Raw genomic sequence first — 14,664 nt, forward strand, 5'->3', positions numbered from 1 at the left:
ATAAGTCGACATTTATTCACTGTAGACTATAGTGTATTTACACAGTTTTATGTAAAGCAAAATAATGGCACTTTGATAAAAAACCAGCAATATATTTGAAAATACAAATATACAATGAAGTAACAAGGAAATAAGTGAGACCCCGTTATTAGATTCCTTCACTTAGTATAGGTTACACGCCTCATGAACTGGCTACTTAGGATAGAGCTACTTAGAATTTGCCGCGTTGGTTGCGCTGGTAAAGTAACGTTGGTCTTGGGTGCACTGTTATTTGACAAAGCAAGACGTTACTTGCTTTATAAGAGAGGTAAAGATAAGAGAGGTAAAGACTATATAGCCTGGTCGCCCCGCTTACCGTATCCAATCACTTCATTAGATAAACCCAAGATCACGAATTGTCCGCACGTATATAAAAGTTGTCAGGGTTTTACCTTAATTCAGCTTATTATCACTGTGGCGATAATGGCTATTATAGCGATGATGGCGGCACCAGCCATACAGACGCAGCTGGCGCGGATGGAAGCTGAACGCGTCAAAAACCAATTAGAGGATACACTTGCTTTAGCCAAGGCTGAAAGTTTTATCAGAAGACAAAACGTGTTGCTGTGCTTATCAAACGCAGGTGGCCGCTGTCATAGAAACAGTGACAAAACCCTTTTATTATTTATCGATAAAAATAACAACAAGCACTTCGATACGCAGGTTGATCAGCTATTGGTGCAGCAGTCACTGAAGCTAAAACACAGTAAGGTCATGTTACGCGTAGGCGGCAGACGCCACTATACTAAGTTTTGGGGAGATAGTGGCAAACCGCGTGGGCACTTTGGTCATATAAAATACTGCCCAACGGCCACTTATAATAAAGCCATGTATCTCATCTCTTTCAACCAAGGCGGCATTGTTAAGCAAAAGCTTAATGAAAACCACCCCACTCAATGTGATAAATGAGCCTTATTTATTATGGTCTCTAAATAGGCAACCTCTAATTAACTAGCTACGCAGGTTTTTTAGCTTTCTTTATACATCGCGTCTTTCATCATCACGACGGCCTGTTCTAGTCCGGCAAATACGGCATCTGCGATGAGCGCATGGCCGATGTTTAACTCATAAATCCCTTCTATCTGTGCAATGGCATGGACATTGTCACGTGTGAGGCCATGACCTGCATTGACCAGTAGCTGGTTATTGAGACGTTGCGCAGTCGCAACCGCCGCTTTGATGCGCGCAAGCTCATTTTGCTGGGCACCTGTATCACCGGCCAAACCTGCTTCGGCATAAGCACCGGTATGTAGCTCGATGGCATCCGTGCCGCACTCGATGGCTGCTGCGACTTGTTTGTCGTCAGGGTCAATAAACAGTGACACTTTAATGCCCGCAGCTTGTAGCTTACCGATATAATCAGTCAACCAAGCCAGTTGCCCTGCGACATCAAGACCGCCTTCTGTGGTTAGCTCAGCACGCTTTTCAGGTACCAGACATACCCAGTATGGCTTGACCTCACTGGCAATTTTTAGCATCTCCTCTGTTGCAGCGATTTCTAAATTCATTCTCGTCGTCAGCTGCTCCGCTATCTCATAGACATCAGCATCTTGAATATGGCGACGATCTTCACGTAGGTGTATCGTGATACCGTCGGCGCCCGCCTTTTCACATAATAAGGCCGCTGCCAAAGGACTTGGATAATTGACACCGCGTGCTTGACGCAATGTCGCTACATGGTCAATATTGACGCCTAACAAAGGTTTTTGCAAAGTACCATGAGCGGTGGATAATGAAGAAGTGGTCATAAGACATCCTTTTAATAACGAGACCTAATAGACAGGCATGACTATTGATAGACGTAACGATTGATTGATAAACGTGACTACTACTAGACGTAATCATTGATAGCGCCGCTGCTGCTGCCACAACAATCGACTTTGCAGGGGCTGATACTCTAATAAATGATCAATCAGATGACGATGTAGTTTTGACCAGTCGTCTAGCGTCGTGGTAGTGATGCCTGACTGCGCCATTGTTATGATATCTGCACCCGAAAACACCGCATAGCCACTGGCACTTGTTAAACGCTCAGACTCTATGGTGTCACGCGATATGGCCAAAAACCCAGCATCTGGCAAAAACCGATATAGTCCCTCAGGCACAATCGCGTCTTGCATACTGTCATGACTGAGAGTCAGGGTAAAACCAAGTTCATCAAATAGGTACTTTTCAAATTGACGCAAGCATAGACGCAGCTGCTGCTGGGTTAAAGGCTGTTTGAGTTGGTATAGGCTGTTTTGGTAGTGCTGCCACAGTGTCGGCATTGGATCTTCGGTTGGCAAAAGACGCCACAATATCTCGTTGAGATACAATGCCGAATACTGCTGCTGACCCGTGATTGTCTCATAAGGCATGGCAGCAAGCGTGTGAGCGTCATCTACCGCTGCATTATCGGGATGAGCATCTAAAGAGGCTTTTCCATCTCTATTACTGTGTACAGCGATGTTGATTTGACTAAACGTCTTTAAATCACGCTTGCCACTGGCAAATAGCTGCAAAGGCATAAATAGCGGTGCGCCTTTTTTGCCAACCCCATGTATAACCCCATGCTGCTGAGAAAAAAGACAATATAATGCGCGCTTTTCTTGATAAGGACGCTGATGCAATAAGTAACCTGTCAACGCTTCGTTACGCATGTCTATTACCTCAGCACCCATGCTTATCAGGTGGCTTAAAAACGGCTATACCTATCGGTATCGCTGCTTATCAATAGCCCAAACTGGTCAAGGCTCGTTCGTCATCAGACCAGCCACGTTTGACTTTTACCCATAAGGTCAGCATGATTTTTTTGTCAAACAGTTGCTCCATATCCTTGCGAGCGTCCATGCCGACTTGCTTGATACGCTGGCCCTTATCTCCGATGACGATGGCTTTTTGTCCGCTACGCTCCACATAGATGGTCGCATCAATAAAGGTACAAGCTTTGCGTGGACGGCCAGTTTTGGCATCTGTATGCGCAGGCTCGTCTTTAAACTCATCAATTTGCACGGTCAAATCATAGGGCACTTCATCGCCTGCACTGCGCATGATCTTTTCGCGAATGATTTCACTGGCCAAAAAACGCTCTGAACGGTCGGTGATTTGCTCGGTGTCATAAATAGGCGACGCCACTGGTAAGTGTGAGGCAATCACCTCTTGTAAGCGATCTAGGTTTTGGTTTTTTAGCGCAGACACAGGAACGATATCAGCAAAGTCAAAGCTTTCGTGGAACGTTTCGATCAGGGGCAAGAGCGTACCTTTATCCTTTAAGGTATCGGCTTTGTTGATGACCAATACCACGGTCAGATCTGTCTCACCAAGTTTTTGCAAGGTAAGCAGATCATCATCACGCCATTGATCCGAATCGACCACAAACAGCACCAAATCAACATCGACCAAGGCTGAAACCGCGGCTTTGTTCATACGCTCATTGATCGCCCGTACTTCGTTACGATGGATACCCGGCGTATCGACAAACACCGCTTGCATCTCATGGTTTGACAAAATACCGTGGATACGATGTCTGGTGGTTTGCGGCTTGCGCGAGGTAATAGACAGTTTTTGCCCAAGCAAGTGGTTCATCAGCGTCGATTTACCCACGTTTGGACGACCAACAATCGCCACATAGCCCGACTTGAAATCTTCCGCGATACGCGTCTGGCTACTCGGGGCAAAAAACGCCTCAATGGCGGCATCGTTTTCTAATGAGACATCTTCTGACTGATTGATCTCGTCTGTGCTCATTGCTACCTGATTTTGGTCTGCGGGCATGGGGGTGTTTTCAGTCATATTGTCAGTATTATCTGCATTGTGTGATGGCAAATCAGAATGATTGCTCATAAGGTAATCCTGTAGGGTTTATCACCAGCCAAACGGTGTTTGATAAAAAATCACTAGGCGTTAAATGGTGCATTATCACCAATATTAAAACATCCATTGCGTTATGGGCTAATAAATCGGTGAACTTTTATAATATATGCGGTCAAGACGAGTAAAATCAATGTGGACAAACTGCCTTGCAATAACCATATTACTTGCAATAACCATATTATATGTAAGGCTGTGGGTTTATCACTTGCTATAAGCGTTTTTTGGCAGAGTTTGGCAGCTTGTGCAACTGATTAATCATCAGCTCGGCCGCTTTTTGCTCAGCGATACGGCGACTCTCACCAGACTCAGTAATGTCAGGGCATTCATTGATATTAACATGGCAGCGCACCACAAATATCTGATGCGGCGCATTCCCTCGAGTCTCTAATAGCTCATAATGTGGTAAATCAAATTGCTTGGACTGTAGCCACTCTTGCAAACGGCTTTTGGCATCTTTTAAGGCTTTTTGATCGTTGACATTGTCGATCAAATCCCCATACCACGACAGTACGCACTGGCGCGTGATGTCCATGTCTTGGCTATCTAGGTAAATCGCCCCAATCAAAGACTCTACAGCATCGGCCAAGATAGAAGCGCGATTGCGTCCGCCACCTTTACGCTCGCCCACGCCTAAAATCAAATGGTTGGAAAGCTCAAGATTTTGCGCGATGATTACCAGCGACTCTTGACGTACTAAAGTGGCTCGCATACGCGTCAATCGCCCTTCATTTTGCGTCGGATAACGATGGTACAAAGCTTCTCCGACGATCATCCCTAGCAGGGCGTCACCCAAAAACTCTAAACGCTCGTAGTTTTTTTTGCTGTCAAAAGAGCGGTGCGTCAGCGCAAGCTTTGGCAAGCTCAAATCGTTGAACACATAGCCTAATTTGCGCGTCAAAACCGCTAATCGTTGGATAAACTCTGTACTCACAACGTGGTTGTCGACAGACGTGCTATTTTTTTTGGGAGTAGTAACCGCTTGGGAATGCTGCGAAGTTGGTTTCATGCGTGGCTTATGGTTATCCCTTCTGTTTTTACTGAGGTGGTGAATGGTTGGAATGATAAATGCGTTATAAAAATCATCGGCAGCTCGGCTGCACTACTCTGCGCTATTCATATCGATATCGGCCTCAAAACGATTGACGATATCGACATTGCCAAAGAAATTATTGGTGACCGCATACTGCTTATGAATCGCCAGTTGACCCGTTTTTTTATTGGTAAAGGTAAAGACGTCCTCTGCTTTGGTGTCATAATCAGCATTGATAGATAGCTGCCGATTGACACGTTCGACGTACTGTCTGGCGGTTTCATTATTCTTATTCGACTCTTTTAGCTGGGCATTCAAAGTCTTATTTAACTGGTAATCACCGATGTGAGCGGGTACGATAGCAACGATGAGTTTGGCAGCAACACCCAAAACCATAATGACTAAAACGATACTGGTCACACTTGCACCGCGCTGCGTTGCCAAGCCAGATATCTGCTGCATGATCCTTTTCCTCTACTGGTCCATATTGATAAATCACTATTTTTAACCGCCGCCTACCTATGAGGCGATTGTTGATTAGATAGTAACAATATTAGCACAAAACTATTATCGATAAAAAAACCAATAGCGGCGCTGCTGCTTTTTATCAGCAGACATATCATGCTTGTACGCGCTGCCTCAAACCAAACCCTAAGTGAAGAGACGCTCTAGTCAGCCTTTACGGTTAGTGAATCGTACCGTTACGTGCAAAAGTGGGCAGGTTTAGGCCTGGTAGCTTATGCATCCAGATGTAGACCGCTTTGCCCGCTAGGTTTTGCTCGGGCACAAAACCCCAAAACCGGCCGTCAGCACTGCGATCACGGTTATCACCCATCACAAAATACTGACCTTCTGGTACCTGGATACGCCACTGTGCACCCTCAGAGCTGACCACTTCTGGCGCTTGTTGCTGCAAAAAAGGCGCATATTGCGCACTATTCATATCGGTCAAATAGCGCACAAGATGCGTCGTATCCCCTTGAGTTTCGGAAAAATACTGCGCTTCACGCTCTTCTTGCTGGCCCATGGCAGCAGCGCTCTCTTCGGTGAGTATTTGACCGGGGGCAATCTGTCCTGGTAAATAAAGCTGAGACGTCAGATCTGTATTGGCCGTAAAGCTGACAGGCTTGGTTTTTACTGGTACGTCATTGATCGCAAGCGTCCCGTTATCATAGCTCACCGTATCCCCTGGCAGACCAATCACACGCTTTATGTAGTAAATACTTGGGTTTTCTGGATAGCGAAACACGGCCACGTCGCCATGCTCAGGCTCGCCTGTGTCCAATACTTTATTGTACGTCAAAGGCAGACGCACACCATACGCATACTTATTGACTGCGATAAAGTCGCCTGTGTACAGCGTAGGCACCATCGATGACGAGGGAATATTAAAAGGTTCAATCAAAAATGAACGTACCACTAACACCACGGCCAATACGGGGAAAAAGTCATAAGCCCAGCGGACCAATAAGCTCTCCTTGCCGCGTCCGCGAGTCTTACGCTGTTTGAGGGTCAACTTATCTAATAGCCAAATGATACCTAAGCCGATGGTTAATGGCACTAAAATTAAATTAAAATCAAAATCCATAATAACTTGCCTATTAACGAGCGGCTTATCTTATTGCAGCCTCGATAAGATCAAACCATATGTGACGTATTTTTTATCAAACCTTTACCAAAGCAGCATGTACTCTTAGCTATCCACTTGCAGCACGGCTAAGAAGGCTTCTTGTGGAATCTCGACGCTACCCACCTGCTTCATACGTTTTTTACCCGCTTTTTGCTTAGACAACAGCTTTTTCTTACGTGACACGTCACCGCCATAACATTTGGCTAGGACATCTTTACGCATGGCTTTGACCGTACTACGACCGATGATCTGGCTACCAATCGCCGCTTGAATCGCCACATCAAACATCTGACGCGGAATCAGCTCTTTCATTTTGGTCACTAGCTGATTGCCACGGAAGCGTGCTTGGTCCTGATGGACAATCATCGCTAGCGCATCAACTCGATCACCATTGATGAGTACATCCACTTTCACCAGCTTATCGACTTGATAACGCTCAAAGTTATAATCCAATGAGGCAAAGCCGCGCGAGACTGATTTTAGACGGTCAAAGAAGTCCATGACCACCTCACCCATCGGAATATCAAAGATCAGCTGGACTTGCTTGCCCATAAAGCGCATATCGACCTGTACGCCGCGGCGCTCGATACACAAAGTCATGACGTTGCCCAAGTAATCTTGCGGTACTAAAATCTGACAACGAGCAATCGGCTCGCGGAACTCTTCGATGTTGTTTGGCTCAGGCAATCTCGATGGGTTATCGACATAGATAATCTCACCGTCTTTTTTGACAATCTCATAAATCACCGATGGTGCAGTGGTGATCAAATCCAAGTCATACTCGCGCTCTAAGCGCTCTTGGATAATCTCCATATGCAGCATGCCCAAAAAGCCACAGCGGAAACCAAACCCTAACGCATCCGAGGTATCTGGCTCAAAGAAAAGCGAGGCGTCGTTGATTTGTAGTTTTTGTAAGGCTTCACGGAATTTTTCAAAATCATTGGCATCGACAGGGAACATGCCTGCATAGACCTGCGGAGTGATTTGCTGAAAACCTGGGATACGCTCAACGTCAGGCGTGCTGGCATGCGTGATGGTATCACCCACCGGCGCGCCTGCGATGTCCTTGATACCAGCGATGACAAAACCCACTTCCCCTGCTTCTAGGACGCCGGTGTCGACAGGTTTTGGCGTAAAGACACCGATAGAGCTGACAGGGTGAGACTCTTTGGTCGATTTGATATAAATCTTATCGCCTTTTTTCACCGTCCCTTCACGGACACGGACCAACGATACCACGCCCAAATAGCTGTCAAACCAAGAGTCAATGATAAGGGCTTGTAGCGGGGCTTCGCGGTCGCCTGTTGGCGCAGGGATAACATCTACTAACGTTTCTAATAGCTTATCGACGCCTAGACCTGATTTGGCAGAGACACGCGGCGCATCAATGGCTTCAATCCCGATGATGTCTTCAATCTCTTGAATCACGCGCTCAGGCTCTACTTGTGGCAAATCAATCTTATTTAAGACTGCCATAACCTCCAAACCTTGATCGACCGCGGTGTAGCAGTTGGCCACCGACTGTGCTTCGACGCCTTGCGCGGCGTCCACCACCAGCAGCGCCCCTTCACAGGCAGCAAGTGAGCGCGACACTTCATAAGAAAAGTCGACGTGGCCTGGCGTGTCAATAAAATTAAGCTGATAGCGCTCGCCATTTGGATGGTCATAAAACAAAGTGACCGACTGCGCCTTAATCGTGATACCGCGCTCACGCTCGATATCCATAGAGTCGAGTACCTGCGCTTGCATCTCGCGATCTTGCAAGGCACCACACATCTGGATAAAACGATCGGCAAGCGTCGACTTGCCATGATCGATGTGGGCAATGATTGAAAAGTTACGAATATTTGCTAATGCAGTCACAAAGCGCCTACTAAATTAAGGGTGATAGAATAAAAGATTCGAGCAAATGCTGTCAGGCGCATGTCACACGGTCGCTATCTAAAAAGTCGCTATCTAAAAACTGGCAGCCCATAAATGAGCCATAAAGATCCAGACATTATCAGACCGACATCCGGTATCACTGTCTTTAATCAACCACTGAAGACGCCAACCGTTATGCGCAAACATAAAAGCGTATTCTAGCAGTTTTCCACTATAAAGTAAGGCGATTTTATTCGTTGGCAGAGGATTTACCAGTGACGTTACAAGCCGATAACGCTACAGAAAAAAAGAAGGCAACAGATTGTTGGCTAATTTGTTTATCGCGTCTGTGTCTTTTGCGATATTTCACGTTTATCCCCGTTATTTTTAGGGCATCTTACTCTCAGAAAACGCTGAATCGGCAGTGTCTTTTGTCGCGCTTAGATACTTATATATCCATGGCGACTTGCCATAAAAAGCACCATTTAGCTGGGTTTGCTCTATCAGATACTCACGAAAGCGCAGATAAAACTCGTTGTCGGGGCCCTTTGGTTGCTGCCAGAATTTATCAAGTGGTTTTTGATCCGTCAGTTTGGGAGTGTCATAGATAGCGCGGCCCATGACCTTGGTCGGTTTTTTATGATATACCGATTGTAGACCCGTGGTGCTATTGATGGTCACCATTCCGATACTGTGCTTCATCAAGGTGGGCAGATGCATATCACAGCCATAAAACACCCGATTTGCGACTTGGTAGCGCGCTGCCAAACTTGCTACCAACTCACGATAATCCCGATGACCTCGGTCTAGCGGATGATGCTTAAATACCAGCAGCTGCGCAGCATCGGCATGATGGGCAAAGCTTGCGATGGCCTCGTCAATAAACTGCACCACATCACGATAGTCACTGTGATGAGTGATTTGCGAGTCATTATGCACCTGTAAGCTAATCAAAAAATAATTGTTGCTGTCTTGCCGCGTTAGCCGCTGTTGTAAGCGCTTGTCAGGTAAGTAGCCACGCAGCTTGCGCCACGGCGCTTTTAGCCAAGCGATTGCCTCTTGCCAGGCGGTCATACCACGATAATGGGAATAATGCGGGTAGCGGCTTTTATACAGCCAAGTGGCCGCATAGTAAACGATGGCCGCGACGCTCAAGCGATAAAAGCGATTATGCGTATAGAGCGGCTGGTCGTTGGCTTTTTTCAGCGCCTTGATATCAGCCGTATTAAGGCGTGAGTAGCCATTGATGCCATGCTCCTGCAAAGTAATGTAATCAGGGCGCAAATAGCCTTCTTCAAATACGAAAAATGAGGTGCCTAGCTGCTCACCGACCCGCGCCGCTTGAGTATGGTGCGGACGGCAGTCGCCAAAGCAGACGATGGCATCAACCCCTTGCTCTTGAATAAAAGCAGACAACCACGACGAAAACTGCGCCAATGTGCCTGTGTATTCGTAAGTATTGGGATGATGATAAAACAGCGCATCGCCAGCATTAAAGTTAATCTTGCTGACCTTGATATCTTGCGTTTGCAAAAAACTTGAGAAACGATGAAAAAAACCGCCCATTTTTCCTTGTAATAGCAAGACATGTCGATGAGTAAGCAGATGAGACATCGAAGCTGTCATAGTATCAAATTACCATTAATCAAAGAAAAAGAAAGTCGCATCAAAACAGGCTAGTATACAAAAAAACCGCATAAACGACAGGCAATTATACCTAAAAAAGGCATGACTGTCGCAGGGGATTTACGTTGATTGTTGAGATAAGGTTAGTGCGGTTTATTGCTGAGACGCTGTTGCCACTGATGGCGATACTGCATAAAACGCGTCGCGGCGCGGCGTTTTAATTGGGTAGGCGTTGGTAATAAAGCGCGCATAGGGCTCTTGGTGCTGGGAGTAATAGAAGTCTCTGGACTGACCATCAAAGCATCGTCATCAGGCGGGTACAAATAGTCGATGACCTGCTCCACTTGCGCCAGCCCATGGCCATCTGGCAGACGATATAACGGGTAGCGAATCAGAGTACAATACAGTAGCTGCTCAAGCGATAAAGGAGTGCCGCGATTACGTCTGGCCAGATACTGAGATTTTGGCGGCAGCTGCGCGTCGATATCTGTGGTCAGCCCCCACCCTGCATAAAATGGCAGACCATAACACGTCACACTCAAACTGCGAAGCAGCGCCTCAAAGCCTGTCAACGAGCTGATGGTGTGCACCGCATCGACCCCTTCTAGGCAATCAGGCATCGCGGTATCATAAGCGACCGCATCTACCAGCTGTAAGCCATCAGCGCCTACCTTGCCAGCGCGCAGTCCTGCCTCCACATCGGGATGCGGTTTATAAATGAGATATGCATCAGGATTGTCTTGCCTAACGCGCGCGATCAAATCACGGTTTTTTTTGATCATTGACCCGCAGTGCTGTACAGAGAGATCATCTTCTACTTGTCCAACGATGAGGAGGCGACGCTTGCCAGACTGCTTTGCCTGTATGAGCCAGCTGCCATCACGACTTGCCTGACGACTGATGCTCGCACCCACATTGTATTTACTGACTCGCTGGGTGAGCAGTTTGGTTTGTAGGTTTTGGACGCGCTGACGCTGCGGCTGACTTAGCGGCTGACAGTAGCGTAGCAGCGTCTCCAAATCCGAGGGCTCGGTGGCGTCGTAATAAATGCCTTGTTTATCTATCACCACAGATAAAGGCGCCAGTAGCGTTGCGCCCAGACCGTTGGAGCGGATAAAACCATCTTCCATACAGTAGATAGCTGGGCTATCTGCGCCAAAACCCACCTGCTTGCGCTGGCGTTTTTGTTGTATCTGCTGCCGCTTTGCTAAGCCCCAAACCAGTAACGGCTGCTGATAATCCACCCGTAAATGATCAGGATGCAGCAGGTTTTTTAGACGAGGTTTTGGTTTGATAAATAAATCAGTACGCGGCAAATCCAAAAAAGCCTTAACAAATGGCAGCTTCCAGCGGCTAAATTCATAAACCGTCAAACGACCTGCCAGCTGCGCTTGCCAGTGACGGTTGGTCACCAGCCACTCAATCGCCGCCTCTATGTCGCACGATTTTCTGCTCGCAGGATCAACATAGTGACTATAATCGACATAAGCACTATAAAACAGTACCTCTAAAGTTGCGCTCACGTTTCTTGTCACATTAGCTTTAGAGGTCGTTTGAGAAAAAGCTGGTGGAAATAAGGCTAAATTAGGCTGAGGGTTTGACGGCGGCAAACTCATCGCAAAGCTTTGACGACGTTGCATGACCGTATGGTACAAGCGTTTGGGCGCACCGCTATCATCTGTCAGCCCCCAGCCGCTATACCAATTGACCCCAAAACAATGCACCTGCTTGCCGAGCATCAGCGCCTCAAAACCCATATGCGAGCTGACTGTATACACATGATCGACCTGCGCCAGTAAGGCGATAGGATTGAGCACCTGTGTCAACACTTGCACGTTTTTGGGTAGTTTGAGACCAGTCAGATAACCTGTGCGGGCGGCAGGGTGTGCTTTTATCCAAATATGGGCATTCGGATGATTGCGGCAAGCAGCTTTTAGCATACGCCTAAACTGACGTTTATCTGCACCAGCCCCTTTGACAGAGGCATCGCCTGCGACTTGATCGATTAATAAGATATGTGGCGGCCGAGGAGTGCTTGCGGTATTGGCGACTTTTCGCTTTGCCGCTTTACTGTTTGCCAACTCATTGAGTGAGGGGCAAGTCGTCACCGCATTATATTTACTCAGCTTTTCTGCACAGATGCGTGACATCAGCTGCTGGGCACGACGGTGATGCAGCGCATGATGCCCAGCACTGTCACGATTGTTATGATTGTCAAAGCTGGCGCGGGCAACGATAAGCTGCTCTAAGCGCGAGCTTTGGGTCAAATCAAAATAAATACCCACATCATCGACGACCACACTGACAGCGTGGCGGCTACTGATGCCAGAGTCTAATGAGCGCAAAAAGCCGTCTTCGATACTCAGCGCAGCACAGCTTTGTTTGCTGGCGGCTTTGCGCGCGCGCTGAAAGCTTTTTTTGCGTCCCCAACCGATAAAAGCCTCAGGCTGAGGCTTCGATATGGTTTTGACCTGATTTTTGATATGGTTTGGTAAGGGCAGCCTAGACAGCAGTGAGGCAGCAGTGGCCATGACACCTTGTTGCCCTGCTGACCACGGATGCCAGCGCTGAATATCAGCACGCAACACCTGTGGCAGCAAACGATTATTACGCTGCATACCTTTGCCAATTACCGCCAGTTGCATCGGCTGCAAGCGCTGGGTTAAGGGCAAAAACAGCGTATCATCAAAGGCCGATATAGAGGCGATTTTGCCTTCATCTGTGACGCTGTTTGCCATTATTTCCCCTTGTCAATCAGTGATTTACCAATCACTGATATTTTAGTATAAACACCTTATCCTATAAAACGCCTATCAGTCGTTATAGATCCAGCACCACTTTTGCAGCGATGGCCAACTGATAGAAAATCTGCGACAGTCCGCGCGCAATCTCTACTCGCTTGGTTTTAACCTTTGGCAACACCATAATCTCATCGCCTTGCTGGATACGATAAGCGGTATTCACCACTTCGCTGGCGCCATTTTGGTGGATAACCAAAATCTCTTTGGTATCTGCATTATCACCGAAGCCGCCTGAATTGGCCACATAATCGCCGACGGTATAATCCGGGTTAAAGGTCAACGCCCCTTGCGCGCGTACCTGTCCATTGACCGTAATCACAGACGTCTGCGCGGGGATCTCGATGACATCGCCTTGCTGAAGGATAATGTCTTGCCATGAGTTTGGTACCACAACGATCTGACCATCTGGCTGTACATTCCGCGCTTTTGCCACAAACTGTTTGACCAAAGCGGCATCATCTTGACGCAGTGCTGCCTCTTCACGGGTCGTTGACTGCGTGGCAAGTGTCAGCTCTTCTAGGCGATCAAGCGACTCATTGATCATGCGTTTTTGCTGCTCAGCGACTGACTGACGATAAATGGTCAAATGCGTCAACTTAGCCAGCGGGCTTGGCTGCAATTGCGGCACGATGTCTTTGAGACGGGCGCCATAGGGCACCACCATCGCGCCATTGCCCGTATGTGCTCCTTTTACCTGCACTGCGATCGTCCCAGCATAGCGATCTGAGGTCACCACCATCTGATCGCCATTATAGACAGGCACGTTTTGCGCCTCTGCCAGTGAGTAGTACTCCGCCGTCTGGGCGCGGCCTGCACTGCGGGTAATACTGACGTTGGTGGCGTTGGCGGCAGGATTGGCCACTTGCAAGACATCACCGATGGTCAGGTCGTTGACATCAAACTCAAAGGTATATTCGTTTTGTACTTGACCACTGACCTCAAAGGTTTTTTTCTGCGGGGCCACTGTAATCACATCACCATCACGAAAGGCAAAAGGCTGCAACTTACCGGCCAATAAAAAATCATAAAGATTGACTTGCTGGAGCATTTGGCCATTGCGTTTGATCTGAATGTCGATAAAGCTGCCGCGTGTCGGGTCGACGCCGCCCGCCCTATCGAGATAAGACAGCACCGAGTCCGCCGCCAGCCCGCCATAATAACCAGGCTGCTTGACAAAACCGGTGACAAATACTTTGACCGGCTGTGCTTGCTCTAAAGAAGCATAGACGCCGACGTTTGAGCGATAAATACGATTGACCGCGCTTTTGACCACGTTTTGTAAGTTGCCGTTTTGAACCCCAGCGATACGTACCGGACCGACGTTTGGCAAGAAAATATTGCCTTGTGGATCGACTGTCATGGTGGAGGCAAATTGATAAGCGCCCCACATGCGTACTTGGACATTGTCGCCTGGGTTGATCACATAGCTGTCGTTAAAGGTCGAGCCGGAGGTGGTCGAAAAAGCCCCGCGAAATAGCTGCTCACCAAACATCATGTCTTGGGTGTTGATGTCTTGGTAAGGGCGGGTGGTGTTAATAACCGACTGACTGGGCAAGCTGGCGGCATTCACCGCTTCTTGGGTGGTGGCCTGCCCGGGTACACCGCCAGCAAACGCTTGGGTTGAGACATTGATATTATTGCGATTTTGATCTTGGCTGGCATTATTGGCGCTTGTACCAAAGCTAGAGCCTGCCATTTGCTCGGCATAACTGACGGCGTTTGCTGACATGCTCATAGCAGCCATCGCCACACTTATCATCATCACGATCGCACGTGGTTTCGTATTCATGAATTAACTTCCTTTACTGATCTGTCGATCATTA

11 protein-coding genes are annotated in these 14,664 nt (G+C 47.7%); 1 reads left to right on the forward strand and 10 read right to left on the reverse strand.

The window, feature by feature from the left end; translation table 11 throughout:
* Positions 1 to 183 precede the first annotated feature (183 nt).
* Complete coding sequence (locus tag J3491_RS05310) at positions 184 to 948, forward strand: prepilin-type N-terminal cleavage/methylation domain-containing protein (protein ID WP_153045422.1); 765 nt, start codon at positions 184 to 186, stop codon at positions 946 to 948.
* 59 nt (positions 949 to 1,007) lie between these two features.
* Here J3491_RS05310 and J3491_RS05315 read toward each other — a convergent pair whose 3' ends face one another.
* The 10 genes from J3491_RS05315 to J3491_RS05360 form a co-directional block, all read right to left on the reverse strand.
* The gene (locus J3491_RS05315) at positions 1,008 to 1,787 is read right to left on the reverse strand and encodes a pyridoxine 5'-phosphate synthase (protein WP_198411584.1); all 780 of its coding nucleotides are present in this window, start codon (positions 1,785 to 1,787) and stop codon (positions 1,008 to 1,010) included.
* 93 nt (positions 1,788 to 1,880) lie between these two features.
* Positions 1,881 to 2,678, reverse strand: coding sequence for a DNA repair protein RecO (gene recO / locus J3491_RS05320; protein WP_100748909.1), 798 nt, complete (start codon positions 2,676 to 2,678; stop codon positions 1,881 to 1,883).
* A gap of 70 nt (positions 2,679 to 2,748) precedes the next feature.
* Positions 2,749 to 3,765, reverse strand: coding sequence for a GTPase Era (era, locus tag J3491_RS05325; RefSeq protein ID WP_075102064.1), 1,017 nt, complete (start codon positions 3,763 to 3,765; stop codon positions 2,749 to 2,751).
* A 334-nt stretch (positions 3,766 to 4,099) separates the two neighbouring features.
* Positions 4,100 to 4,897: a ribonuclease III gene (rnc, locus tag J3491_RS05330; RefSeq protein ID WP_100748908.1), complete on the reverse strand. Its 798-nt coding sequence runs from the start codon at positions 4,895 to 4,897 to the stop codon at positions 4,100 to 4,102.
* Between the two features lie 93 nt (positions 4,898 to 4,990).
* The gene (locus J3491_RS05335) at positions 4,991 to 5,383 is read right to left on the reverse strand and encodes a DUF4845 domain-containing protein (RefSeq protein WP_241900609.1); all 393 of its coding nucleotides are present in this window, start codon (positions 5,381 to 5,383) and stop codon (positions 4,991 to 4,993) included.
* 223 nt (positions 5,384 to 5,606) lie between these two features.
* Positions 5,607 to 6,509 (reverse strand): signal peptidase I, encoded by a 903-nt coding sequence (gene lepB / locus J3491_RS05340; RefSeq protein WP_207969426.1) that lies wholly within the window; start codon positions 6,507 to 6,509, stop codon positions 5,607 to 5,609.
* A 105-nt stretch (positions 6,510 to 6,614) separates the two neighbouring features.
* Positions 6,615 to 8,414: a translation elongation factor 4 gene (gene lepA, locus J3491_RS05345; protein ID WP_100748906.1), complete on the reverse strand. Its 1,800-nt coding sequence runs from the start codon at positions 8,412 to 8,414 to the stop codon at positions 6,615 to 6,617.
* Positions 8,415 to 8,801: 387 nt separating this feature from the next.
* Positions 8,802 to 10,028: a capsule biosynthesis protein gene (locus tag J3491_RS05350; protein WP_241900608.1), complete on the reverse strand. Its 1,227-nt coding sequence runs from the start codon at positions 10,026 to 10,028 to the stop codon at positions 8,802 to 8,804.
* Between the two features lie 155 nt (positions 10,029 to 10,183).
* Positions 10,184 to 12,778, reverse strand: coding sequence for a capsular polysaccharide biosynthesis protein (locus tag J3491_RS05355; RefSeq protein ID WP_100748904.1), 2,595 nt, complete (start codon positions 12,776 to 12,778; stop codon positions 10,184 to 10,186).
* Positions 12,779 to 12,860: 82 nt separating this feature from the next.
* Positions 12,861 to 14,630, reverse strand: coding sequence for a polysaccharide biosynthesis/export family protein (locus tag J3491_RS05360; protein WP_100748903.1), 1,770 nt, complete (start codon positions 14,628 to 14,630; stop codon positions 12,861 to 12,863).
* Positions 14,631 to 14,664: the final 34 nt, after the last annotated feature.

Source organism: Psychrobacter halodurans (assembly GCF_017498075.1).
Lineage (GTDB): Bacteria > Pseudomonadota > Gammaproteobacteria > Pseudomonadales > Moraxellaceae > Psychrobacter > Psychrobacter celer.

What these genes read in the sequence shown, in the direction of transcription:
- J3491_RS05310 (WP_153045422.1), top strand. Translation starts at nt 184, where the DNA reads ATGAACTGGCTACTTAGGATAGAGCTACTTAGAATTTGCCGCGTTGGT.
- J3491_RS05315 (WP_198411584.1), bottom strand. Translation starts at nt 1,787, where the DNA reads ATGACCACTTCTTCATTATCCACCGCTCATGGTACTTTGCAAAAACCT.
- recO (WP_100748909.1), bottom strand. Translation starts at nt 2,678, where the DNA reads ATGCGTAACGAAGCGTTGACAGGTTACTTATTGCATCAGCGTCCTTAT.
- era (WP_075102064.1), bottom strand. Translation starts at nt 3,765, where the DNA reads ATGAGCACAGACGAGATCAATCAGTCAGAAGATGTCTCATTAGAAAAC.
- rnc (WP_100748908.1), bottom strand. Translation starts at nt 4,897, where the DNA reads ATGAAACCAACTTCGCAGCATTCCCAAGCGGTTACTACTCCCAAAAAA.
- J3491_RS05335 (WP_241900609.1), bottom strand. Translation starts at nt 5,383, where the DNA reads ATGCAGCAGATATCTGGCTTGGCAACGCAGCGCGGTGCAAGTGTGACC.
- lepB (WP_207969426.1), bottom strand. Translation starts at nt 6,509, where the DNA reads ATGGATTTTGATTTTAATTTAATTTTAGTGCCATTAACCATCGGCTTA.
- J3491_RS05350 (WP_241900608.1), bottom strand. Translation starts at nt 10,028, where the DNA reads ATGTCTCATCTGCTTACTCATCGACATGTCTTGCTATTACAAGGAAAA.
- J3491_RS05355 (WP_100748904.1), bottom strand. Translation starts at nt 12,778, where the DNA reads ATGGCAAACAGCGTCACAGATGAAGGCAAAATCGCCTCTATATCGGCC.
- J3491_RS05360 (WP_100748903.1), bottom strand. Translation starts at nt 14,630, where the DNA reads ATGAATACGAAACCACGTGCGATCGTGATGATGATAAGTGTGGCGATG.